The organism is Actinophytocola sp. (genome assembly GCF_036402745.1).
Classification (GTDB): Bacteria; Actinomycetota; Actinomycetes; order Mycobacteriales; family Pseudonocardiaceae; genus Actinophytocola.
Genome location: NZ_DASWSJ010000297.1, coordinates 26,917 through 52,023 on the forward strand (window position 1 = coordinate 26,917; position 25,107 = coordinate 52,023).

The 25,107-nt window shown below is 72.4% G+C and carries 12 protein-coding genes; 10 read left to right on the forward strand and 2 right to left on the reverse strand.

Features of this window, described 5'->3' with window-relative positions:
- Positions 1–10 precede the first annotated feature (10 nt).
- Together VGD70_RS27945 and VGD70_RS27950 are read right to left on the reverse strand one after the other, a co-directional pair.
- Positions 11–925, reverse strand: coding sequence for a phytanoyl-CoA dioxygenase family protein (locus tag VGD70_RS27945; protein ID WP_331086481.1), 915 nt, complete (start codon positions 923–925; stop codon positions 11–13).
- 16 nt (positions 926–941) lie between these two features.
- On the reverse strand, positions 942–1,370 hold the full coding sequence (locus VGD70_RS27950) for a GFA family protein (RefSeq protein WP_331086483.1): 429 nt from the start codon (positions 1,368–1,370) through the stop codon (positions 942–944).
- Positions 1,371–1,589: 219 nt separating this feature from the next.
- On the opposite strand from VGD70_RS27950, the gene VGD70_RS27955 reads away from it, so the two are divergent.
- Genes VGD70_RS27955 through VGD70_RS28000 form a run of 10 tightly spaced genes read left to right on the forward strand, consistent with a single transcriptional unit; the run spans position 1,590 to position 25,107 of the window.
- Complete coding sequence (locus VGD70_RS27955) at positions 1,590–2,909, forward strand: aminotransferase class I/II-fold pyridoxal phosphate-dependent enzyme (RefSeq protein ID WP_331086485.1); 1,320 nt, start codon at positions 1,590–1,592, stop codon at positions 2,907–2,909.
- Complete coding sequence (locus tag VGD70_RS27960) at positions 2,910–3,890, forward strand: hypothetical protein (protein ID WP_331086487.1); 981 nt, start codon at positions 2,910–2,912, stop codon at positions 3,888–3,890. It abuts the gene before it with no gap.
- Positions 3,887–5,140 carry a lysine N(6)-hydroxylase/L-ornithine N(5)-oxygenase family protein gene (locus VGD70_RS27965; protein ID WP_331086489.1) on the forward strand — a complete coding sequence of 418 codons (1,254 nt, stop codon included), beginning with the start codon at positions 3,887–3,889 and terminating at the stop codon, positions 5,138–5,140. Before VGD70_RS27960 ends, VGD70_RS27965 begins: the two co-directional genes overlap by 4 nt.
- Before the next feature lie 34 nt (positions 5,141–5,174).
- Positions 5,175–6,437, forward strand: coding sequence for an MFS transporter (locus VGD70_RS27970; RefSeq protein ID WP_331086490.1), 1,263 nt, complete (start codon positions 5,175–5,177; stop codon positions 6,435–6,437).
- Positions 6,438–6,469: 32 nt separating this feature from the next.
- On the forward strand, positions 6,470–7,477 hold the full coding sequence (locus VGD70_RS27975; RefSeq protein WP_331086492.1) for a class I SAM-dependent methyltransferase: 1,008 nt from the start codon (positions 6,470–6,472) through the stop codon (positions 7,475–7,477).
- Positions 7,478–7,482: 5 nt separating this feature from the next.
- Positions 7,483–20,976, forward strand: a complete 13,494-nt coding sequence (locus VGD70_RS27980; RefSeq protein ID WP_331086494.1) for an amino acid adenylation domain-containing protein — start codon at positions 7,483–7,485, stop codon at positions 20,974–20,976.
- Positions 20,973–21,443 carry a VOC family protein gene (locus tag VGD70_RS27985; protein WP_331086496.1) on the forward strand — a complete coding sequence of 157 codons (471 nt, stop codon included), beginning with the start codon at positions 20,973–20,975 and terminating at the stop codon, positions 21,441–21,443. The genes VGD70_RS27980 and VGD70_RS27985 overlap by 4 nt, the downstream gene beginning before the upstream one ends.
- Positions 21,440–22,405, forward strand: coding sequence for a hypothetical protein (locus tag VGD70_RS27990; RefSeq protein WP_331086498.1), 966 nt, complete (start codon positions 21,440–21,442; stop codon positions 22,403–22,405). The genes VGD70_RS27985 and VGD70_RS27990 overlap by 4 nt, the downstream gene beginning before the upstream one ends.
- Positions 22,405–23,298 carry an LLM class flavin-dependent oxidoreductase gene (locus VGD70_RS27995; protein ID WP_331086499.1) on the forward strand — a complete coding sequence of 298 codons (894 nt, stop codon included), beginning with the start codon at positions 22,405–22,407 and terminating at the stop codon, positions 23,296–23,298. The genes VGD70_RS27990 and VGD70_RS27995 overlap by 1 nt, the downstream gene beginning before the upstream one ends.
- Before the next feature lie 15 nt (positions 23,299–23,313).
- Positions 23,314–25,107 (forward strand): gamma-glutamyltransferase family protein, encoded by a 1,794-nt coding sequence (locus VGD70_RS28000; RefSeq protein WP_331086500.1) that lies wholly within the window; start codon positions 23,314–23,316, stop codon positions 25,105–25,107.

A 25,107-nucleotide genomic window follows, 5' to 3' on the forward strand; every position in this document is an offset into this window, starting at 1 on the left:
TTCTCGCGTGCTACCGGGTGACCGTGCCTTCGCGGAGACGGGAGACCATGTGCATGGCCGCCTCGACCGGGCTCTCCCCGGTGTGCTCGTCCGCCGCGCCGGCCCCGCTCGCCGCGTTGAGCAGCCGGGCCCGGTCGTTCCACTCCCCGGCGCCGGCGAACGGGATCGAATCGCCTTCGCGGTACTCGGGGATCGGCCGGAAGTTGTTGACCCCGGGCACCCGGTTTCCCCGTGCCAGCACGGGATCGAGGTACACCCCGTCGGCGAGTATGCGGGTCGACGCCGAGATGTAGCCGATGTCCAGCCCGCACCGGCGTTTCGGTGACGTGTTCGGCTCGGACGAGTGCAGCACGTTGGGGTGGTGGATGGACACGTCGCCGGGGTTCAGCTCTATGTCCACGATGCCGTTGCGCTCGATCAGCTCGTCGACGATCCGCTGGTCGGACGCGGAGAACAGCAGGTTGGGTACGTCGTCGCGGCGGGACGGCTGGTAGATGGGCACGTCGGGGGTGCCGGGGATGATCCGCAGGCAGCCGTTCTCCCGCGTGCTCGCGTCCACGGCCAGCCAGACCGTCAGCGCCTCGAGGGGGTCGAGCTTCCAGTACGCGCCGTCCTGGTGCCACAGGACCGCGTGCCCGTCGCGAGGTGGCTTGCAGATGTAGTGGGCGGTGAAGCAGGCCACGTCCGGGCCGAGGAGCTTCTCCGCGATGTCCACGAGGGAGGGTTCCAGGATCATCCGCACCCAGAACGCGTCGTTGCGGATCAGCGGGTGGTGCAGGTGCTCGGGGCGCAGCTCCGGGTACTTCGCGATCAGCCAGTCGACGTGCTGCCCGATCTCGGCGAGCAGGTCGGGATCGATGACGTCCCGGATGATCGCGTAGCCGTCGGTTTTGTAGTCCAGAACAGCCTGCTCGAGCTTGTCCATTGCGTGTGGTGTCCTCTCACTCGGTCAGCACGTGCTTGCCAGCCGCGATGCTCTCTTCCCAGTTCTGGCCGTCGAATTCCACGAACTCGATGTGCTCGGCGGCCTCGAGGTCGAGGCACCGCGCGTTCACGCTGAAAAAGCCGGTGGGATGCGAGCGCGGACGGTAGAACGGCATGATTCCGCACACGGCGCAGAACGTGTGGTCGGCAATGCGGTTACCGAACCGGTAGGGCTTCAGGAACTCCTGGCCCTGGTGCAGTTCGAACCGCTCCTCGGGAATCATGAGCTCCTGGTGCCCCGATTTGTAGCAGATCCCGCAGTTGCACAGCGAGATGGTGAGGTTCCGGCTCGCGGCGACCGAGAAACGGACGCCGCCACAATGGCATTCTCCGTGGTACCAGATGCGTTCGATCGGATCATTTCCGATGCTTTCTGCGGTAGCCATGTCGTGCTCCAGCCAGTGGCCTGCGAGATGACATTCAGCATCGTCAGACCGTGCGCCCGGTGTCAAGGAACACGCAGGTCGGAGTCGTTGACAATATGTCGACAGCGTATTGACAGGGTGTCGACCCGGCGCTTGCTACGTTGACCCGAGTAAGGCGGGAATTCGTCTCCGGGAAATGCGATTCGACTGCCGGGGCATTCGTGAATTCGACTCGAAGGGGTGGCAGTGGAGCTCAACGGTCGTACCGCGGTCGGCTTCGAACAGGGCCGGACCAGCGACGCCAGCTGGTTCGACGACCTCACCCGGATCCGGTTCGCCGGACCCGTTTCGCCCGCGCACCGGGTACTGCCACGGGAGATGAACGTCGAGACCCTCGCGGTGCACGCCGGCACCTACGCCGACCCGGTCACCGGCTGCGTCGGCACCCCGATCTTCCAGACCAGCACGTTCCTGCTCGACAACGCCAGCTACGACGCGTTCGCCGACGGCGCGATGCGGGACGTGCCGATCTACACGCGGTACGGGAACCCCTCGCAGTGGGCCGTGCAGGAGAAGCTGGCGGCGCTGGAGGGCGGCCGGAGCGCGATGGTGACCTCGTCGGGCATGAGCGCGATCGCGAGCACGATCTACGCGCTCACCAACGGGGGCAGCCACATCATCTCCGCCTACGACGTCTACGGCGGCACGTACAACCTGCTGCGCGAGGACATGCCGTCGGCCGGTCGCGAGGTCAGCTTCGTCGACCCGACCGACCTCGACGCGATCCGCGCCGCGGTGCGGCCGGAGACCCAGCTGCTGTTCTTCGAGACGCTGACCAACCCGCTGCTCAAGGCGCCGCCGATCCGCGAGATCGCGGAGATCGCCGCCGAGGCGAACGCGCTGCTCGTTGTGGACAACACGTTCCTGACCCCGGTGAACATGCGCCCGTTGGAGCTCGGCGCCGACATCGTCGTGCACAGCGCGACCAAGTACCTCGGCGGCCACAGCGACCTGACCGCCGGTGTCATCGTCGGCAGGCGCAAGTTCCTCGACCGGATCTGGGCGCAGGCGCTGCGGTTCGGCGGCTCGCTGGAGCCGCTGACCTGCTTCCTGCTGGAGCGCGGGCTGAAGACCCTGGCGCTGCGGGTGCGGCAGCAGAACGAGAACGCGCGCCGGATCGCCAGGTTCCTCACCACGCACGAGCGCGTCGCCGCCGTCTTCCACCCCGACGCGGGCGGTGCCCGGTACTCCGGCCTCGCCAGGGAGGACTACCTCGGCTACGGCGGCATGGTCAGCTTCGAGGTCCGCGGCGGTGACGCGGCCGCGCTGGAGTTCATGAGCAGGCTTCGCCTGCCCCACGTGGCGACGAGCCTCGGCGGCGTCGAGTCGCTCGTCAGCATGCCGAGCAACACCTCGCACAGCTCGCTCACCTCCGGCCAGTGCGCGCGGATCGGCATCAACCCGGGACTGGTCCGGTTCTCTGCCGGGATCGAGCACGGGGACGACCTGATCGCCGACTTGCGCGACGCGCTCGACAGCCTGGACGGAAAGGGCGAGTAGATGAGGAACAGCTTCTACACCGCCGGGTTCAGCGAGGTCATGCACGAGGTCAAGGAGGACCCGGCCGAGGCCGCCTACCGGTACACCGCGTCCGCGACCGCGTCCCCGCTGCGTGGGCTGACGGCCACGATCGGCCCCGCGCTGTTCGGCACCGTCAAGTCCGCGAGGAACCTGTCCGTCGCGCTCGCCGCGGATGGCGAGGACGGACCACGGCCGATGGACCTCGCGCTGACCGGCATCGCGGCGTGCGGCGTGACCACGCTGCTCGGCGGTGGCAGCGCGCAGGAGATCATCTTCGACGCCGCGGAGATGGTGATCTCCTACGACACCGGGTCCGTGCGTTGCCTGCTCGAGATCGACGGCGCCGCGGACCGGGACCGGCTGGCCACGCTGGTCGAGCAGATGCGGGGCTTCAGCCCGAACATGGCGACCATGACGCTCGCGGTGCCGATGGCACTGCGGCGCGAGGCAGACAAGCGGACCGAGGACGTCGGCGACGTCGAGGCCGAGCTCACGCCCGCGCCGACCGCCCGCCGGGTCAGGTGGATCAGCAGCACGCAGCTGGAGTCCCACCCGGCGGACGCGCCCGGCGCGGTGGCGCTGCGAGTCGACCAGCCCAAGCAGCTCACCGGCGTCGACTGGGGCCCGAACCCGCAGGAGTACCTCGTGATGGGCCTCGCCGCGGACGTCGCGGCGCACCTGTACCGGCTCACCGCGCAGCTGACCGGCGAGCGGCACACCTGGGAGGTCCGGACCAGTGCGTGCGAGGACATGCGGGGCCTGCTGCTCAAGGAGCTGGACTTCGTCTTCCTCCAGGACGTCGAGTGCACCGTCGTGGTGCCGGCGGCGCTGCGGGACGACGCGGTCACCGACAAGATCGTCCGCACCGCGTTCGCGCGGTCCGCGGTCCGGGATCTGATCACGCGGCCGCACCCGCCCGCGGTTGACCTCGTGCACGTAGGCGACGAGGTGGTCCCGTGAGCACCGAGGTCCTCGCGGTGGGCGCGGGGCCGGCGAACCTGAGCTTCGCGGCCCTCGCCGACCCGATCCCCGGCTGCCGCGTCACCGCCGTGGAGGCGCGCAAGTCCGTGTCCTGGCACGACGGCCTGCTGTGGGGCGACTCGCGGCTGCAGGTCGACGGGGTGAAGGACCTGGTGAGCCTCGTCGACCCGCGCAGCAGGTTCAGCTTCCTGAACTTCCTGCACGAGGAGGGCAGGCTCTACCGGCACCTCATCGCGAGCGTCGGCCACGTGAGCCGCAAAGAGTTCGACCAGTACTTCACGTGGGCGGCGCAGCTGCTCGGCGTGTGCCTCGACGAGGCGGTCGAGGCCGTCGAGCACGACGGGACCGGGTTCGTCGCGCACACCAGCCGTGGTGTGCGCCGCGCCGACCACCTCGTCATCGGGGTGGGCCAGGAGCCGTGTGTGCCGGCGTGCGCGCGGGACCTCACCAGCCCCCGGGTCTGGCACGCCGCCCGGCACATCGACCGCGGCCTCCCGGTCGGCGGCCGGGACGTGCTGCTGGTGGGCGGCGGGCAGAGCGCAGGCGAGGTCGCGCTGGACCTGCTCTCCGGCCGCACCGGCGTGCCGCGCCGCCTGACGTGGATCACCGGCGCCACCGGCTTCGCCCCGCTCGACGAGTCGCCGTTCGCCAACGAGTGGTTCAACCCGCGGTTCGTCGAGTACTTCCGCGACCTGACCGCGGATCAGCGGCTGCGGCTGCTCGACCGGCAGCGCGCGGCCAACCACGGCGTCACGAACGAGCTGCTCACCAGGTTGTACCGGCGGCTGTACGAGCTGGACTACCTGACCGACGCCGTGTTCAGCCACGAACTGCTCGCCGGTTCCCGGCTGACCGGGCTCACGGAGGAGCCGGGTGGCTTCCGCGCGGTCGAGACCGACACCGTCACCGGCGCGGTCCGGGAGACCCGGGGCGACCTGGTCGTGCTGGCGACCGGGTACCGGACCGGGCGGCCGGGGTTCATGGCGCCGCTCGCGGACAGGTTGCCGTGCGACGGCGACGTCTACGCGGTGGGCGGCGACTACCGCGTGGACTGGGACGGCCCGGCCGCCAACCGGATCTACGTACAGAACCTGGCGAAGCACAGCCACGGCGTCGCCGACCCGAACCTCGGACTCGCCGCGTGGCGTGCCGCCGTGATCGTCAACAGCCTGCTCGGCCGCGAGCTCTACGCGCTCAAAGGGGACGACATCACCCTGTCCTTCGAGTGACGGCCTTGCCCCGCAGTGGAAAGGAGCCCATCCGGTGACGGAACAAGCCCAGTCCGGCGGCGTCCGGGCGTACCGCGACGTGCTCGCGATACCCGTCGTGGCGTGGTCGGTCCTGCCGATCTTCGTGGCACTTCTGCCCATGGCCGGTATGGCGGTGACGCTGACGCTGCACGTGGTGGCGGTCCTGGACAAGGGCTACCTCGCCGCCGGGTTCGTCGGCACCGCGACGACGATCGGGACGATGCTGGGCGCGCCGCTCGTCGGGCGGGCGCTGGACCGGCACGGCCTGCGGCCCGTGGTCGCGGTGTGCGGCGCGGTGTCGGCCGCGTTCTGGCTCGCCATCCCGTGGCTGCCGTACGAGGTGCTCGTGGTCGCCGCGTTCCCGGCCGGGGCGCTGATGGTGCCGGTGAACTCGATCGCCCGCCAGGTGGTCGCGGCGTCGGTGCCGGCCGACAAGCTCCGCGCCGCGTTCTCGCTGGAGACGATCCTGATCGAGCTGTCGTTCATCCTGGGCCCCGCCATCACGGTCCTGGTCGCGGCTGAGGTGTCGACCACGGCCGCGCTGACCGGCATCGGTGTCGTCGTCGCGGTCGTCGCCGCGGTGCTCTACCACCGGAACCCGCCGATCCGCGGCGAAGCCGGGCCGACCGAGGAGACCGGCACGGCCGAGGAGCCCGGACCCGCTGACGGGGCACGCAGGCGTGGCCTGCTCAACCGGAACCTGGTCGCGACGCTGTTCATCTCGGTCAGCGCGCTGTTCGTGCTCGGCGGCCTCGAACTCGCCGTGGTCTCCACGCTGCGGGCGGGCGGCGAGGTCGAGTGGACCGGCGTGGTGATGGCGATCGGCGCGGCCGCCTCGATCGCGGGCGGTCTCGTGTACGGCGCCGCCAAGCGCGCGGTACCCCAGCTGCTGCTGGTGGCGCTGCTCGCCGTGCTGGTCCTGCCCGGCGCGCTGGCCGGGCAGGCCTGGTGGCTGCTCGCGCTCGTCCTCGTGCCGAACCAGCTGGTGTGCACCCCGACGTTCGCGGCGACGACCGAGAACGTCATCCGGCACGCGCCGCCGGAGGCCCGCGGCGCGGCGACCGGCCTCTACGACTCGGCGACCCGGCTCGGTATCGCGGTCAGCGCACCGGTGGTCGGGTTCGTCATCGACAACTCGTCCCCCGCATGGGGTTTCGTCGCCGCGGGGCTTGGCGGCCTGCTGCTCGCCGGCATCGGTGCGGCGCTGACGGGTCCGGCTGCGCCACCAGCGCCACAGCCGGAGCAGGCGGGCGAGGCGCACCTCGCCACCTCGTGACCGTCCAGAACGGCAACCGAGAGGACACGAACGTGAACACTGCCATGGACGCGCGCTCTTGGACGACGGCGGCCCGGCTGTACAACTCGACGGTGGCGGCGTGGGCGATCGGCGCCGCCTGGGAGCTCGGTGCGCTGGACGAGCTGGCCGAACACGGCGTGCTCGACACCTTCGAGTTCGCCACCCGGCACGACCTCGACGCGGCGTCGACCCTCGGGATGTTCCGCGCGCTCGCCGCGGTCGGCGTGGTGCGGCGCGACGACACCAAGATCGTGCCGGCGGACGCGTTCGCCGAGATCCACCAGACCCGCTCGCTGTTCCACTGGCTCGTGCGGGGCAGCGCGGAACTGTTCCGCCAGATGCCCAGCGTGCTGCGCAACGAGAACCGGGCAGGCGAGTTCTACCGCCGTGACCCGGCCGCGATCGCGTTCGCCTGCAAGGAGATCAGCACCTTCTGCTACGACCCGTGGTTCTGGTCGGCAGTGGACGGACTGGGCACCGACTTCGGCGTCGTCCTCGACCTCGGCTGCGGCAGCGGCGAGCGCCTGCGGCAGGTGCTGCACCGCCACCCCGGCACGCGTGGCATCGGCGTCGACATCGCCGGCGAGGCGCTGAAGGTGGCCGAGAAGGACGCCGCGACCGCCGGGCTCGCCGACCGGGTCACCTTCGTGGAGGAGGACATGCTGTCCATGGCGACCAGGCCGGAGTTCGCCGACGTCGAACTGCTGACCTGCTTCATGGCCGGGCACGACCTGTGGCCACGGGAGCAGTGCGTGCGCACGCTCCGGCGGTTCCGGGACCTGTTCCCGAACGCGCGCCGCTTCCTGATCGGCGACGCGACGAGGTCGGTCGGCATCCCCGACGACGAGCTGCCGGTGTTCATGCTCGGTTTCGAGGTCGCGCACGACATGATGGGCGCCTTCATGCCCACCGTCGAGGATTGGGAGTCCGTCTTCGCCGACGGCGGCTGGCGGCTGCGGCGCAAACACACCATCGACATGGTGGCCAGCGAGGTCATCTTCGAGCTCGAGCGCCGGTGATCGGGATGTCGGTCGACACGATGCCTGCCCGGCTGTCCACACCGGACGGTCAGTGGTCATGGCAGGGACAGGCGCCCGCCGTGCCGGGCGGCCGCGCGCGGGACGACCTGTTCGAGGCGGTGCTGGTCGCGCTGGTGCTGCGCTACAACCGCGACGAGGAGCGGACCGCGCGGTCGTCCGTCGTGGACCTGATGGCCGGTCTCGATGCCGCGCGCGCCGGGCTCACGCTGGCGAGGGATCTGCGCGTCGCGTTCGCTCGCGACGGCGGGGAGGCCGCGGAGGTCCTGCTGCACACCGCCGAGGCCGGCGACACCGTCCACTTCAGACTGCGGTTCGACACCGCCGCGCTCGCCCCGGAGCCGGCGGCCCGGCTGGCCGCCAACTACCGGACCCTGCTCGCGGACGCGGTGGCCCGGCCGGGCACACCGATCGCGCAGCTGCGGCTGCTGTCCGACGAGGACCGCCGCTACCTGCAGGACACCCTCGCCGGGGCCGACTGGCCCTACCTGCGCGACGCGTCGATCCACTCGCTGGTCGAGACCCAGGCGACGCTGACACCGGACGCGACCGCCGTCGAGTGCGCCGGTGAGACGCTCACCTACGGGCAGCTGAACAGCCGCGCGAACCAGGTGGCCCGCGCGCTCCTGGCCGGTGGGGCCGCGCCGGGCGACAGGATCGGCGTTCCGGCGGGCACGTCGCTGCAGACACCGGTATTGCTGCTGGCGATCCACAAGGCGGGCTGCGCGTACGTGCCCGTCAGCGAGCCCGCGCCGGCACTCGACGCGCTGCTCGCGGCGGCGGAGGGCATGCCTGCCGGGAACCTGGACCACGAGGTGGCGGCCACCGCCACCGCGCACGTGCTCGGCACGTCCGGTGCGGTCGCGTCCGCCGGCGAGGTCGTGGTCGCGCACCGCAACGTAGTCGCGATGCTCGCATGGGCGTGGGAGACCTTCACGTGGGACGACACCGCGCGGGTGCCGCTGGCGGCGGACCTCGCCACCACCCGTTCGGTCTTCGAGCTGTGGTGCCCGCTCACGATGGGCGGCTGCGTGGTCGTCGGCGCCCCCGACGAGCCGGGCACCCGGCCCACCCTCGTCAACGTCACACCCGGCGAACTGGACCGGTTGCTGGCGGCGGACGCGATGCCGCCGACCGCGGCGGCGCTCACGGTCGCCGGCGGGCAGGTCGACCAGGGGACGATCGCCGAGGTGTTCGCGCGGACGAAGGTCCGGACGCTGCACCAGGTGTACGGGCCGGTCGAGACCACCGGCTACGCGACGAGCACCCGGCTGACCGGGCCGGTGCCGGGCGAGCCGACGATCGGCAGGCCCATCCACAACACGCGTGCCTACCTGCTCGACGGGCACGGCAACCTCGTGCCGCGCGGCGCCGTCGGCGAGCTGCACCTCTGCGGTGACATTATCGCGGCCAGGGACGGCGCGGTGTACACGTGCGGGCCGGAGGACACCGACGAGTTCCACACCCTGTTCCGCACCGGCGACCTCGCGCGCTGGACCGAGTCCGGCGAGCTGTGCCTCGTGCGCCGCGACCAGGACGAGCCCGCCGGAAGTCCACGGCGGACGGACGTGGAACAGGTCCTCTGCCAGGTGTTCGCCGAGGTGCTCGACGAGCCGGAGGTCTACCCGGACGACGACTTCTTCGACCTGAACGGCGACTCGCTGTCCGGCGCCAAGGTTGTCAGCCGGATCCGCGCACTGCTCGGCGTCGACCTGTCGATCCGCACCCTGTTCGAGGAGCGCACCCCGGAGGGGCTCGCCCGCCGGGTAGAGACGGCCGAGCGGGCGAGGACGGCGCTGGCGCCGCGGCCACGCCCGGACCGGCTGCCGCTCTCGTTCGCCCAGCAGCGGCTGTGGTTCCTCGACCGGCTCGAAGGGCCGAGCCCGACCTACAACGTGCCGCTCGTGTACCGCCTCACCGGCGAGGTGGACCACGGTGCGCTCGCGGACGCGCTTGCCGACGTCGTGGACCGGCACGAGAGCCTGCGGACGGTGTTCCCGGAGGTGGACGGCAGGCCGGTGCAGCTGGTCGTGCCGCAGGGCCGCGTCCGCCCGGAGTTCACCGCGGTCCGGGTCGAGCCCGCCGAGGCGGAGGACCGGCTGCGGGAGGCCGCCGGGTACGCGTTCGACCTGGAGCGCGAGATCCCGGTCCGGGGATGGCTGCTCACCAGCGCGCCCGGCGAGCACGTGCTCCTGGTGCTCGTCCACCACATCGCCGCGGACGAGTGGTCGAAGGCACCGCTCGCGCGGGACCTCGCGACCGCGTACGCGGCACGCCGCCACGACCGGAGTCCAGTGTGGACACCGCTGCCCGTGCAGTACGCCGACTACACGCTGTGGCAGCGGGAACTGCTCGGCGACGCGAGCGACCAGGACAGCGCCGTCGCCGCACAGCTGCGGTTCTGGACCGGTGCGCTCGCCGGGCTGCCGGACGAGATCGGCCTGCCTTTCGACCGCCCCCGGTCGGCGGCGCCCACCTACCGGGGCGACCTCGTCTCGTGCCGGCTCGACGCGGCCGTCCACGCGCGGCTGGCCGAGCTCGCGCGGCGCACCGGCACCACCATGTTCATGCTGTTCCACACCGGATTCGCGGTGCTGCTCGCGAAGCTGTCCGGCGGCGTCGACATCCCCGTCGGCACCCCGGTGGCCGGCCGCGCGGACGAGCCCCTCGACGAGCTGGTCGGGTTCTTCGTCAACACGGTGGTGCTGCGTGCCGACCTGTCCGGCAACCCCACCTTCGCCGAGCTGCTCGCGCGGGTCAGCGAGGCCGACCTGAACGCGTTGGCCCACCAGGACATCCCGTTCGAGCAGCTGGTCCGCGAGCTCAACCCGGACCGGACCGTCGGGCGCAACCCGCTGTTCCAGGTGTCGATGACCGCGCAGCCGGTGGACACCGCGCTGTCGCTGCCCGGCGTGACCGCGACCGGCCAAACCCGCGTGTTCGGCGTGTCGCGTTTCGACATGAACATCAACTTCGACGAGCGCCACACCGCCGACGGCGCCCCGGCCGGGGTCGAGTGCCTCGTCGAGTTCAGCACCGACCTGTTCGACCGCGCGACCGTCGAGGCGATCGGCGCCCGGCTGGTCCGCGTGTTCGCCGCGGCGGCCGACGACCCGGGCACGCGCCTTGGCGACATCGACGTGCTCGACGCCGAGGAGCGCATCAGGATCCTCGTCGACTGGAACGGCAGCGCCTTCGAGGTCCCCGAGACCACCCTGCCCGCGTTGCTGGAGGCGCAGGTGGCCCGCACGCCGGACGCGACGGCGGTGCGGATGGGCGACACCACGCTGACCTACACCGAGCTGAACGCGCGGGCCAACCAGCTTGCCCGCCACCTCATCGCGCAGGGTGTCGGGCCGGAGTCCCGGGTCGCGCTGCGGATGGCACGGTCGGCCGACCTGGTCGTCGCGGTATGGGCGGTGCTGAAGGCAGGCGCGGCGTACGTGCCGATCGACACCGCCTACCCCGCCGACCGGGTCGAGTTCATGCTCGCTGACGCCAAGCCCACGGTGCTGCTGACCGGGCTCGCCGGCGTCGCGCACCTGCCCGCGACCGACATCACCGACGCCGACCGGCTCACGCCGCTGCTGCCGGCGCACCCGTGCTACGTCATCTACACGTCGGGCTCGACCGGGGTGCCCAAGGCCGTCGCCATGCCCGCGGGTGCGCTCGTGAACCTCGTCGTGTGGTGGACCGCCGTCGAACCACCCGCGACGATCCCGCAGTTCTCCGCGATCAGCTTTGACGTCTCCGCCATGGAGATCCTCATCGCGACCTGCGGCGGTGGCACGGTCGTGATCCCCGGCGACGAGATCCGCAAGGACGCGGAGCGGTTCGTCGAGTTCATGGCCGAGCAGGGCGTCAACGACCTGACGTTCGTGCCGAACCTGGTGCTGAACGCGGTCTGCGAGGCGGCGAACGCCGCCGGGGTGACGCTGCCGGAGCTGCACCGCGTCGGCCAGGGCGGCGAGGCCCTGCACCTCACGGCGGCGGTGCGCGAGTTCTTCGCCGCGGGCAGTGCGCACCGGCAGCTGGTCAACGGCTACGGCCCGACCGAGACGCACATGGCCACCGAATTCAAGATGCCGAGGTCGGTCGCGGAGTGGCCGGACGAGCCGCCCATCGGCGGGCCGATTGCCAACACCCTCCTGTTCGTGCTGGACCGGTGGCTGCGACCGGTGCCGCCGGGGGTGGTCGGCGAGCTGTACATCGGCGGCGCGCAACTGGCCCGCGGGTACTTCAACCGGCCCGGCCTGACCGCGGAGCGGTTCGTGGCGTGCCCGTTCGGCGCGCCGGGGGAGCGGATGTACCGCACCGGCGACCTGGTCCGCTGGCGTGCCGACGGCGAGCTGCTGTTCGTCGGCCGAGGCGACCACCAGGTGAAGGTGCGTGGTTTCCGCATCGAGCTTGGCGAGATCGAGGCGGTGCTGCGCGGGCACCCGGACGTCGGGCAGGCGGAGGTGGTCGCCGTCGAGGACCGGCCGGAGGTCAAGCGGGTGGTGGCCTACGTGGTGCCCGCGAGCGTGGACATGCAGGCCCCGCAGCCGAGGTTGCTGCACAAGTTCATGTCGAGCAGGCTGCCGGACTTCATGGTCCCGTCGGCGTTCGTCGTCCTCGACCACCTGCCCCGCAACCCGAACGGAAAGCTGGACCGCGCCAGGTTGCCGCTGCCTGCGGCACAGGTCGGTGGGCGCGCGCCGCGCACGCGGGTGGAGACCGTGCTGTGCGAGACCTTCGCCGACGTCATCGAGGTGCCCACGATCGGTGTCGAGGACGACTTCTTCGCGCTCGGCGGGCACTCCCTGACCGCGACCAAGCTGATGAGCAGGCTGCGCACGCGGCTGCGGGTGGACCTGCCGATCAAGGCGCTGTTCGACGAACGCACCCCGGCCGGCCTCGCGCGGCTCGTCGAGACCGCCGCGAGGGCGAGCGTGCCGCTGACGCCGAAAGCCCGGCCCGAGCGGGTGCCGCTGTCGTTCGCGCAGCAGCGGCTGTGGTTCCTCGACCGGCTCGAAGGGCCCAGCCCCACCTACAACAACCCGCTGGTGTCCCGGCTGACCGGCCCGCTCGACCACGAGGCCCTCCGGGCCGCGCTCGGCGACGTCATCGGCAGGCACGAGAGCCTGCGCACCGTCTTCCCCGAGGTCGACGGGCAGCCGGTGCAACACGTGCTCTCAGTGACAGAGGCCGCCCCGGCGTTGGTGGTGGAGCGGGTCGACCCGGCCGACGTGGCCGGCCGGCTGCGGGCGACCGCGGCCAGGCCGTTCGACCTCGCCACCGAGCCACCCATCCGGACCTGGCTGTTCCGGACCGGCCGGGACGAGCACGTGCTCATGATCCTCATCCACCACGTCGCGACCGACGGCTGGTCCATGCGGCCGCTGATCCGCGACCTCGGTATGGCGTACGAGGCCCGCCGCGCAGGCAGCGCACCCGAGTGGGCCCCGCTGCCCGTGCAGTACGTGGACTACACGTTGTGGCAACGGGAAATGCTCGGTGAGGTGTCCGCGCCGACCCGCGCCGGGGCGGCGCACCTCACGTACTGGACCGAGGCGCTCGCCGGCCTGCCGGACGAGATCGCGCTGCCGCTGGACCGGTCGCGGCCGCCGATGTCGACCTACCGCGGCGCGGTCGTGCCGTTCACCGTCGACGCCGCGACGCACGCCCGGCTGACCGAGCTGGCCAAGGACACCGGCACGACGACGTTCATGGTGTTCCAGACCGCGGTGGCCGCGTTGCTCGGCAAGCTGACCGGGGGCACGGACATCCCCGTCGGCACCCCGGTCGCGGGCCGCCCGGACGAGGCGCTGCACGACCTCATCGGGTTCTTCGTGAACACGGTGGTACTGCGTGCGGACCTGTCCGGCGACCCGACCTTCGCCGAGCTGCTCGCCCGCGTGCGCGACAATGCGCTCGCCGCGTTCGCGCACCAGGACATCCCGTTCGAGCAGGTGGTCGAGGCGATCAACCCGACCCGCTCCCTGGCCCGCAACCCGCTGTTCCAGGTGCTGATGCCGTTCAACAGCAACCTGGACTCGACCTCGGTCGGCCTGCCGGGGCTCGTGATGCGCCCGGAGCAGGCGCCGCTCGACATCGCCAAGGTCGACCTGTCGTTCAACCTGCGCGAGGAGTTCGGCGAGGCGGGCGAACCGCTCGGGGTGGACGGCGAGCTGCAGTACAGCACCGACCTGTTCGAGGAGCGCACGATCGTCGAGATCGGCGAGCGGCTGCACCGGGTGCTCGCCGCGATGGTCACCGGACCGGCGACCCGGCTGTCCGAAGTGGACGTCCTCGGGATGCGTGAGCGCACGCGGCTGCTGGTGGACTGGAGCGGCGCGAAGGGCTACGTCGAGGCGCCGCGCACGCCCGCACACGTCCTGTTCGAGGAGCAGTCCGCGCGCACGCCAGGCGCCACCGCGGTCGTGTGCGGTGACGAGGAGATCACCTACGGCGAACTCGACACCCGCGCCCGCCTGCTGGCCGCGTACCTGGCCGAGCAGGGCGTCGGGGAGGAGGACCGGGTCGCGGTGGTGCTGCCCCGCTCGGTCGACCTGGTGGTCGCGCTGCTCGCGGTGTGGAAGGCGGGCGCGGCCTACGTGCCGATCGACCCCGGCCACCCCGACGAGCGGATCGCGTACGTGATCGCCGACGCCGCGCCGAAGCACACGCTGACCGGCGCCGTCGACCTGGCGGACAGGTCCGTGCCAGGACCCGGCCGTTCGGTCGCGGTCGACGCCCCGGCATACGTGATCTATACGTCCGGGTCGACGGGCCGCCCCAAGGGCGTCGTCGCGACACACGGCAACCTCGTGAGCCTGCTGCACGCCATGGGTGAGCGCCTCCCCGTCGGGCCGGGGGACGCGTTCCTCGCGCTCACCACCATCGGTTTCGACATCGCGGGTCTGGAGCTGTTCCTGCCGCTCACCACCGGCGCCACCGTCGTGCTCGCCACCGAGGTCGCTGCCCGCGACCCGAAGGAGGTGCTGCGCCTCGTCGCGCGGCACGGCGTGACCTCCGCACAGGCCACACCGAGCCTGTGGCGGGAGGTCCTGGCCGAACCGGACGACGGCTTGTCCACAGTGGACGTTCTGGTCGGCGGCGAGCCGCTGCCGGACGACCTCGCGGAGCTGATCGCCGCGCGCTGCCGGTCGGTGACCAACGTGTACGGCCCGACCGAGACCACGATCTGGTCGACCTGCGCGCCCGTGACCGGCGGCGCGGTCACCGTCGGCGGCCCGCTGTCCAACACGAGGGCCTACGTGCTCGACGCCGCCCTCACACCGGTGCCGCGTGGCGTGACCGGCGAGCTGTACCTGGCGGGCGCCGGGGTGACCCGCGGGTACTTCGACCGGCCCGCGTTGACCGCGGCCCGGTTCGTGGCGTGCCCGTTCGGCGCGCCGGGGGAGCGGATGTACCGGACCGGCGACCTCGTGCGCTGGGACGCGGACGGCAGGCTGGTGTTCCTGGGCCGCGCCGACGACCAGGTGAAGCTGCGCGGGTTCCGCGTCGAGCTGGGCGAGGTCGAGTCCGTTCTGCGTGAGCAGCCGGGCGTGGCGGACGCGGCGGCCGCGATCCACCGGTTCGGTCCCGGTGACGAGCGGCTCGTCGGCTATGTGCGGACCGAGCCGGGCGCCACCGTCGACCCGGCGTCGGTGCGGGCACGCGCCGCACGCGTGCTGCCGGACTACATGGTGCCGGTCGCGGTGCTGGTGCTGGACGGCTTTCCCTTGTCGCCCAACGGGAAGCTGGCCCGCTCGGTGTTGCCCGTCCCCGAGTTCCCGGCAGGCGCGACCGGCCGCGAGCCGCGCACGCCACGTGAGAAGGTGCTCGCCGAGCTGTTCGCCGAGGTGCTCGGCCTGCCACGGGTCGGGGTCGACGACGACTTCTTCGCCCTCGGCGGGCACTCCCTGCTCGCCACCCGCCTGGTCGGCAGGATCCGCGCGCTGCTGGGCGTTGAGATCTCGATCCGCGCGGTCTTCGACGCGCCACGCGTCGAGGCGCTGGCCGCCCGCTCGCACGAGGACGCACCGGTGCGGCCCGCGCTGCTCCGCGTCGCGGACCGGCCGGCCGCGCCGCCGCTGTCCTATGCGCAGCGCAGGCTCTGGTTCATCGACCGGTTCGAAGGCCCCTCGGCCACGTACAACGTCCCGCTGGTCCTGCGCATGGCCGGGACCCTCGACTCGGCCGCGCTCGCGGCGGCGGTGCGGGACGTGGTGGCACGGCACGAAAGCCTGCGCACCCTGTTCGAGCAGGACGGGAACGGCACGCCGGTGCAGCGGATCCTGCCCGTCGGCGAGCAGGTCCCGGACGTGTCGCTGGTGACCGTGGCGGCGGAGGACGTCGACGAGGTGGTCCACGACGCGGTCACCCACCGGTTCGACCTCGAGGCCGAGATCCCGCTGCGCGCGTGCGTCCTGCGGCTGTCTCCCGAGGACCACCTGCTCGTCCTCACGCTGCACCACATCGCGAGCGACGGCGGCTCCGTCGCCCCGCTGGCACGGGACATCTCGACGGCCTACCTGGCCCGCCGGGACGGTCACGAGCCGGACTGGCCCGAGCTGCCGGTGCAGTACGTGGACTACACGCTGTGGCAGGACGAGCTGCTCGGTGACGAGAACGACCGGAACAGCCTGCTGTCCACGCAGTTTGCCTACTGGCAGGCCGAGCTGGCCGGCGTGCCCCAGCCGCTGCAGCTGCCCACCGACCGGCCGCGGCCGGCGGTGGCGAGCTACCGGGGCGACGCGGTCGACTTCACCGTCGAACCCGCGCTGCTCGCCGCGGTCGAGGACCTGGCCGGCGAGCGGGGCGTGACCGTCGCGATGGTGCTGCAGGCCGCGCTCGCCGTGCTGCTGCGCCAGCTCGGCGGCGGGGACGACCTGACCATCGGCTCACCCATCGCGGGCCGCACCGACCAGGCGCTCGCGGATCTGGTCGGGTTCTTCGCCAACACCTGGGTGCTGCGCGTCGACCTGGCCGGTGACCCGTCGTTCGAACGGGTGCTCGCACAGGTGCGGGACAAGGCGCTGGTCGCCTACGACACGCAGGACGCGCCGTTCGAGCGTCTCGTCGAGCTGCTGAACCCGGTCCGCTCGACCGCGCACCACCCGCTGTTCCAGGTGATGTTCGCCTGGCAGAACAACGAGGTGCCCGAGTTCGACCTGCCCGGCCTGCACGTGGCGTTCGAGCAGACGACAACCGGCACGGCCAAGTTCGACCTGTTCGTCAACCTCGCCGAGGCCGGCGACGGCGGCGCGGCCGGCGTGATCGAGTACGCCACCGACCTGTTCGACCGGGACACGGTGGCCGGGCTCGCGGACCGGTTCACCCGGGTGCTGCGGCAGGTCGTCGCGAGCCCGGCGGCGCCGGTCAGCGCGGTGGACGTGTTCGTCGCCGGTGAGCGGGAGCGGCTGCTGGACATCGCGGGCACGACCGCCCCCGTCCCGGTCAGCACCGTCGCGGACCTCGTCGAGCGGCAGGCCGCCGCCACCCCGGACGCACCGGCGCTCGCGTTCGACGGCGAGTGGCTGACCTACCGGGAGCTGAACACGCGGGCCAACCGGCTGGCGCACTGGCTTCTCGGACAGGGCGTGGCCGCAGAGCGGCGGGTCGCCGTGCGGCTGCCGCGCTCCGCCGACCTCGTGGTGGCACTGCTCGCGGTGCTCAAGGCGGACGGCGTGTTCGTGCCGGTCGACCCGGACTTCCCGCCCGCCCGCGTCGCCGCGGTGCTCGCGGACTCCGCCCCGGTGCTGGTGGTCGACGCCGACGTGCTGGCCATGGACCTGACCGCGCAGCCCGGCACCCACCCGGCACGCGGGCCGGTCGCGCAGGACGCCGCGGCGTACGTGCTGTACACGTCCGGCTCGACCGGTAGGCCGAAGGGGGTCGTCGTGCCGCACGGCGCGATGGTCAACCTCCTCGTGTCGATGGGCGACCAACTGGCGATGACGGCCGAGGACCGGCTGCTCGCGGTGACGACGATCGCGTTCGACATCGCGGTGATGGAGGTGTTCCTGCCGCTGGTGACCGGCGCGGCCCTCGTGGTCGCGGAGAAGGAGGCGGTGCTCTCGCCCGCCGCGCTGCTCGACCTCGTCGACACGGCAGGTATCACCGTCCTGCAGGCGACCCCGTCGCTGTGGCGGATGCTCGCCGCGCACGGTGACGGTGACGGGGTTGCCCGGTTGCGGGGCGTCCGCGTCGCCATGGTCGGCGGCGAGGCGCTGCGGCCGGACCTCGCCGCGACGCTCGCCGACCTCGCCGACCTCGCCGTCAACGGGTACGGCCCCACGGAGGCGACGATCTACGCCACGACGTGGCCGATCTCGCGGGACACCGCGTCCCCGCCTATCGGCGGTCCGGTCACGAACGCCAGGGCCTACGTGCTGGACGGCGCGCTGCGGCTGGTGCCGCCCGGCGTGGCCGGCGAGCTGTACATGGCGGGCGCCGGGGTCGCCCGCGGCTACCTCGACCAGCCCGCGCGCACCGCGGAGCGGTTCGTCACCGACCCGTACGGCGGGCCGGGGGAGCGCATGTACCGAACCGGCGACCTCGTGCGGTGGAACGCGCACGGCGAGCTGGAGTACCTGGGCCGCGTCGACCACCAGGTCAAGGTTCGTGGGTTCCGCATCGAGCCGGGCGAGGTCGAGGCGGCGTTGACCGCGCACCCCGAGGTCGGTCAGGCGGTGGTGATCGCACGCACCGACCAACTCGACGACCAGCGCCTGGTCGCCTACGTGGTGCCGAGCGTGACCGGCACCGAGGCCGCGGCGGATCACCAGGTCCAGGAGTGGCAGGAAGTCTACGACCAGGCGTACGAGGCCGCCGCGGCCGCGGAGTGGGGCGAGGACTTCGACCTGTGGCGGTCCAGCTATACCGGCGAGCCGATCCCGCTGCCGGAGATGCGCGACTGGCGTGACGCCGCGGTGCGGCAGATCCTGTGCGCCGCGCCGAAGCGGGTGCTGGAGATCGGCGTCGGCTCCGGATTGCTGCTGTCGCAGGTCGTCGCCGGGCACCACGTGGACGAGTACTGGGGCACCGACTTCTCGGCGCCGGTGCTCGACCGGTTGGCCGCGCAGGTCGCACAGCAAGGGCACGACGGGACGGTGCGGCTGCGCTGCCAGCCCGCCGACGACGTGACCGGACTGCCGACGGGCTACTTCGACGCCGTGGTGCTGAACTCGGTCGCGCAGTACTTCCCGGACGCGGGCTACCTCGATCGCGTGCTCGCCGCCGCGATGACACTGCTCACGCCCGGCGGCCGCCTCGTGGTCGGCGACGTCCGCAACCTGCGCACGCTGCGTGCGCTGCGGGCCGCGATCCACCGGGCGCAGCACCCGGGCGCCACCCCGGCGGCCGTGCGTGCCGCGGTCGAACAGGCGGTGCTGGTGGAGAAGGAGCTCGTCGTCGACCCGGAGTGGTTCACGCGGTGGGCGGACGACCACGGCGTGACCGCGGTCGACATCCGGCTCAAGCCGGGCCGGGCGCACAACGAGCTGACCAGGCACCGCTACGAGGTGGTGTTCCACAAGGCGCCGGTGGCCGTCACCGACCTGTCCGGTGCGCCGGTGCTGGCCTGGGACGACGACCTCGGCGGCGACCTCGACGCGCTGGCGGAACGGTGCGCGGCGGCAGGCACCCCGGTCCGCGTCACCGGCATCCCCAACGCCCGACTGACCAGCGAGTCCGATGTGGACGGCAAGGTCGACGGGATCGACCCGGACGTGCTGGGGGACTGGGCACACGGCCACGGCTGGGCCGCGCTGACCACGTGGTCCGCCACCGCCGTGGACACCTTCGACGTGGCCGTGCTCCCGGAACCACCGGCGGGCCAGGCGATGTCGGGCCTGTTCGTGCCGTCGGGCGACGGAGTCACGGTCAACGATCCCGTGCGGGCACGGGAGATCGCGCGGCTGGTGCCGAGCCTGCGCGCCCACGTCGGCGAGCGGCTGCCCGAGTACATGGTGCCCGCCGCGGTCGTGCCGGTCGGCGAGATCCCGTTGACCCCCAACGGAAAGCTCGACCGCGCGGCGCTGCCCACCCCGGACTACGGCCGGGCCGCCACCGGCAGGGCGCCGACCACCCCGGAGGAGGAGGTCGTCGCCGGCCTGTTCGCCGAGGTGCTCGGCGTGCCCAGGGTCGGCGTGGACGACGGCTTCTTCGACGTCGGCGGGCACTCGCTGCTTGCCGTGCGGCTGCTCGCGGGCGTGGAGGCCGCGTTCGGCGTGCGGGTCGCGGTGGCGGACTTCCTCGCCGCGCCCCGGGTCCGGGACGTCGCCGAGCTGGTGCAGCGGCTGGCCGCGGGCGACGAGAGCGCGACGCGGATCGTGCCGGACACCGAGTCCGAGCTGGCGCCGGAGCTGACGTTCCCGGTCGTCACGCGGCCGGCGGGCGACCCGGCGGAGATCCTGCTGACCGGGGCCACGGGCTTCGTCGGCGTGTTCGTCCTCGCCGAGCTGCTGCGCCGCACGAACGCACGGGTGACGTGCCTGGTGCGGGGCAGGACGGCCGCGGCGGCACGCGACCGGCTGGGCGCGGTCCTGCGCGGGTACGGACTGGACACCGACCCGGCCGACCCCCGGGTGCGGGTGCTGCCCGGTGACCTCGCGGAGGCCGACCTCGGCGCCGGCCCAGGCGGGTGGGCGCGGCTGCGGGCCGGGGTGGACACGATCGTCCACGCCGGTGCGCACGTACACCACCTCTCGCCGTACGAGCTGCTCCGGCCGTCCAATGTGGACGGTACGCGGACACTGCTCCGTCTCGCCGCGGAAGGCGGGCCCAAGCGGTTCCACCACGTCTCGACCCTCGGCGTGTTCGCGGGCGGCGACCGGGTGGTGACCGAGGACCTGCCCGTCGAGGACGAACGGCACCCGGCGGGCGAGGGCTACGCCGCCAGCAAGTGGGTGGCCGACCGGCTCGTCCTGCGTGCGCGGGCACGCGGGCTGACCGGCGGGCTCCACCGGCTTGGCCGCATTTGGGCCGCGACCGGCAGCGGCGCCCTCGACCCGGACGACATGTTCTGCCGCCTGTTGACCAGCTGTGCGGAACTCGGCTGCTACCCGACCGAGCCGGTGCTGCGGGACAGCCTGCTGCCCGTGGACTTCGTCGCCCGCGCGCTCGTCGCGCTCGTGCTCGACGACGACCCCGGCGGGGACGGCGCGTTCGTTCACCACCTGCACCACCCGGCAGAGACCGGGCCCGAGGAGTTCATGCGGGTGTACGACGAACTGCGCCACACCACCACCAGGCCGGTGTCGCTCGCCGAGTGGGTGCGGCGCGTGCGGGACGCGGGCCGTCCGCTCCCGATCCTGCCGTACCAGCCGTTCCTGGCCGACCTGGCGCGGGCGCCGGTCGGCCGCGGTGAGTTCGACAACGACAAGACCGTGCACCGGCTGCGCAGCCTCGACCTGCCGATCCCCGAGATCGACACGGAGGCGATCGCCGCCTGCTGGGCCTTCCTCGACCGAAGGGGAGCCGATCCGCGATGACGTCATCGACCTCCGCCGTCCCGTCCTCCCGGCTGCACCACGTCGGGGTCCAGACGGTCGACCTCGACAACTCGATCGCCTGGTACCGCGACTTCTTCGGATGCAGGCCAACGTGGACCGCGGAGAAGTTCTCCGCCGTCACCCGCGACCGGCTGCCCGGCATCGTCCGGCTGACCGAGGTCGTCGTCGGCGACTTCCGCCTGCACCTGTTCGAGCGGCCGAGCCGGGGCCACGACGACGACCGGGTCCAGTTCCAGCACCTGTGCGTCGCCGTCGGTTCCACCGAGGAACTGGCGGCCTGGCGGGCGAGGTGGTTCGCGTTGCACTCCTGCGGCCACTACGCGTTCGCCCGGCCGGGCACCCCGACCGAGATCGTCGTCGACGACCGCGACGTGCGGAGCTTCTACTGCTTCGACGTCAACGGGCTGGAGTTCGAGTTCACCCACATCCCCGGGGAGGCGGCGTGAAGGGGGCGGTGGTGGCGCTCGCCCTGCCCGGCGCGCGCGAATGGGACTTCGGCGACTACCCGTACGGGCTGGAGCCGCTGACGCTGCCCGTGCCGGGCAACGACTGGCTGTCCGATGGCACGGCGGACACCGACCTCGTGGACTGCTACGCCGGTCTCGCCGACGCCCTCCGCACCGGCGGGCTGCGCACCGAACCGGCCGCGGCCGACGACCTGGAGAAGCTGTTCTGGTTCCGGTGGATCGCCGGGCACCACATCTCGTTCGTCATCTGGCGGCTGCTGGCCGGCTGCCTTGCCCGGCTCGCCGAGGGCGACCGGGACCGGTGGACCACCACCGCGGCGGCCATCGAGTACGTGCGGGCGTACAGCGCGATGCTGATCTACACCGCGTCCAGCACGCAGCGGATCTACAACGCGGTCATCCGGCCCAGCATGTACCGGTTGCACAGTACGTTCAGCGGCACGTGGTCGGCGGACTACCCGGCCGTGCGCAGCCTGTTCCGTGCGCGGCGGGCGCCGAAGGGCGTGACGGTCGGCGGGGACGCGCTGCTGCGGGAGGCGCGGCTGTCCCACCAGATCCACCTCGGGGTCGCGTCGAAGCTGGTCGTCGACGGGCGCTCGCTGCTGCAGCACCTGGTGGACAACCCGGCCGCGCACCAGCCACGCATGTGGGAGACCGTCTTCGACTGCTACTTCCTCACCGCGCGTGCCCCGGTCACCGGCCACGAGGTGCTCTCCCAGTTCCTGCGCCGGTGCAAGGCCGTGGTGACCGACCTCGCCACGAACGGCCTCTACCCGGCGGTGGCGGACTACGACGACTTCGTCCCGGAGGAACTGCGCACGCCGGACGTGCTGGCGTGCGAGCGGGACCTGTCGGACGTCGTGCTGCGCGCCGCCGGCCTCGCGGTCGGCGCGGTGCGGCCGGCGGGACGGAACGAACGCGAAACGGAGGCGGTGAACTGATGCGGCACGGAGTGCTGATCCTGCCGGAGGAGCGGTGGTCCTCGGCGCGCGAGAAGTGGGTGCACGCGGAGCGGCTCGGCTTCGACCACGCCTGGATGTACGACCACCTGTCGTGGCGGTGGTTCCGCGACAAGCCGTGGTTCTCCCTGGTGCCGACGCTGACGGCCGCCGCGCTCGCGACGTCCCGGCTGCGGATCGGCACCATGGTCGCGAGCCCGGGCAACCGCCACCCGGTGCCGTTCGCCAAGGACCTGATGACCATCGACGACATCTCCGGCGGCCGTGTCATCGCCGGGATCGGCGCCGGGGCAGGCGGGTTCGACGACGAGGTGCTCGGGCAGCCCGGTCTGTCCAAGAAGGAGCGTGCGGACCGGTTCCGGGAGTTCGTCGAGCTGACCGCCAAGCTGCTGGAACAGCCCGTCACCGACTACCAGGGGCGGTACTTCACCACCACCGGCGCGCGGGTCATCCCGGCATGTGTGCAGCAGCCGAGGGTGCCGATCGCGGTGGCCGCGCTCGGTCCCCGCGGCATCCGGCTCGCCGCCGAGCACGCCGACATCTGGGTCACCATCGCCTGGCCGGGGCACGGCGAGCCGTACCGCTACGAGCAGGCGGTGCCGGTCATCCGTGAGCAGACCGTCCTGTTCGAGAAGGAGTGTGAATCGGTCGGCCGCGACCCGGCGTCGGTGCGGCGCCTCGTCGTGACCGGTGCGCGGATCGGCGGCGTGACCGAGTCGGTCGAGACCTATAGCGACGCGTGCGGCCTGTTCGAGGAGGCGGGGGTCACTGACATCGTCGTCCACTGGCCGCGGCCGGACTTCCCCTATCAGGGCAGCGTCGACGTGCTCGAGGACATCGCCGCGTCGGTGCTCGCGCCAGCGGTCACCACCTGAGTCGAAGGAGTTCCCGTGCTTTCCCGACCAGAGCTGCACGGCACGTTCGGCGCCGTGTCCTCGACCCACTGGCTCGCCTCCGCCGCGGGCATGGCCATGTTCGACCGGGGCGGCAACGCGTTCGACGCCGCCGCGGCGGCCGCGTTCGTGCTGCAGGTCGTCGAACCGCACCTGAACGGACCGGGCGGCGACGTCCCGATCCTCGCCTACGAGGCCGGCGCCGGCCGAGTGACCGTCCTCTGTGGACAGGGACCGCTGCCGGAGGCCGCCACCCCGGCCGCGTTCGCCGCGCTCGGGCTCGACGCCGTGCCCGGCTCCGGGCTGCTGCCCGCGTGCGTGCCCGGCGTGTTCGGCGCGTGGGTGCGGCTGCTGGCCGAGCACGGGCGGCTGGAGATCGCGGACGTGCTGGCGCCCGCCATCGGTTACGCCGAGCACGGCTTCCCGTTGCTGCCCAAGGCGGCGGCGATGATCGACCGGCTCGCGCCGCTGTTCCGCGACCACTGGGTCTCCTCCGGCGAGACCTACCTGCGCGGCGGCCTGGCTCCCGCCTCGGGCGAGCGGGTGCGTAACCCGGCGCTGGCGCAGGTGTTCCGCAGGATCGTCGCCGAGGCCGCGCCCGCGAAGAGCCGCGAGGCCAGGTGCGAGGCCGCGATCCGCGCGTTCTACGAGGGCTTCGTCGCCGAGGCCGTCGACAAGTTCTTCGCCGGCACCGAGGTGCTCGACGCGACCGGGCGGCACAACCGGGGACTGCTGACCGGCACGGACCTCGCGACGTGGCGGCCCGCGGTGGAGGAGCCGGTGACCCTGTCCTACCGCGGTCGCCTCGTCCACAAGCCGGGTCCGTGGTCCCAGGGGCCGGTGTTCCTGCAGCAGCTGGCGCTGCTGTCCGGGTTCGACCTCGGTGCGATGGGCTTCGGCAGCGCCGACCACCTGCACACCGTGGTGGAGTCGGCGAAGCTCGCCTTCGCCGACCGGGAAGCCTGGTATGGCGACCCGGACCATGCCGACGTGCCGCTGGCCGGCCTGCTCGACCCGGCCTACACCGACGCCCGCCGTGCGCTGATCGGCGAGGCGGCGTCGAGCGGGCTGCGGCCGGGCACGCCGGACAAGCGGGCGCCGTGGCTGCCGCCGCTGGCCGACCCGCCGGCCCCGCCGGAGGACCCGACCTGGCGCGACCAGCTCGCCAACGGGCTGCCGACGGTGCTGGCGGCCACGGTGGTCCGCGGCGACACGACCACCGTCAGCGCCACCGACCGCGACGGCAACATGGTGGTGGCGACACCGAGCGGTGGCTGGCTGTCCGGTTCCCCGGTCGTGCCGGGGCTCGGCTTCCCGCTCGGCACCCGCGGCCAGATGGCGTGGCTCGTCCGAGGGCACAACAACGGCCTCGCGCCGGGGAAACGCCCGCGCACCACGCTCAGCCCGACCATCGTCCGCACCGACGACGGACGGCCCTGCCTCGCCTTCGGCACCCCAGGCGGGGACCGGCAGGACCAGTGGACGTTGAACTTCTTCCTCAACCACGTCGACTTCGGCATGCCGGTCCAGGAGGCGGCCGAGGCGCTGAACTTCCACACCGACCACGTGCCGACCTCGTTCCTGCCGAGGCAGTTCCGGCCGAGGTCGTTGACCGTCGAGGAGGGCGTCGCCGAGGAGACGGCGACCGAGCTGCGCCGCAGGGGACACCAGGTGGAGCTCGCGGCGGCCCAGTCACTCGGCCAGGTCTGTGCGACCGGGCCGGGGCCCGACGGTGGCGTGCTCGCCGCGTCGAGCCCACGCGGGTCGCAGGCCTACGCCGTCGTCCGCTGA

What these genes read in the sequence shown, in the direction of transcription:
- VGD70_RS27950 (WP_331086483.1), bottom strand. Translation starts at nt 1,370, where the DNA reads ATGGCTACCGCAGAAAGCATCGGAAATGATCCGATCGAACGCATCTGG.
- VGD70_RS27980 (WP_331086494.1), top strand. Translation starts at nt 7,483, where the DNA reads ATGTCGGTCGACACGATGCCTGCCCGGCTGTCCACACCGGACGGTCAG.
- VGD70_RS27995 (WP_331086499.1), top strand. Translation starts at nt 22,405, where the DNA reads ATGCGGCACGGAGTGCTGATCCTGCCGGAGGAGCGGTGGTCCTCGGCG.
- VGD70_RS27985 (WP_331086496.1), top strand. Translation starts at nt 20,973, where the DNA reads ATGACGTCATCGACCTCCGCCGTCCCGTCCTCCCGGCTGCACCACGTC.
- VGD70_RS27960 (WP_331086487.1), top strand. Translation starts at nt 2,910, where the DNA reads ATGAGGAACAGCTTCTACACCGCCGGGTTCAGCGAGGTCATGCACGAG.
- VGD70_RS27945 (WP_331086481.1), bottom strand. Translation starts at nt 925, where the DNA reads ATGGACAAGCTCGAGCAGGCTGTTCTGGACTACAAAACCGACGGCTAC.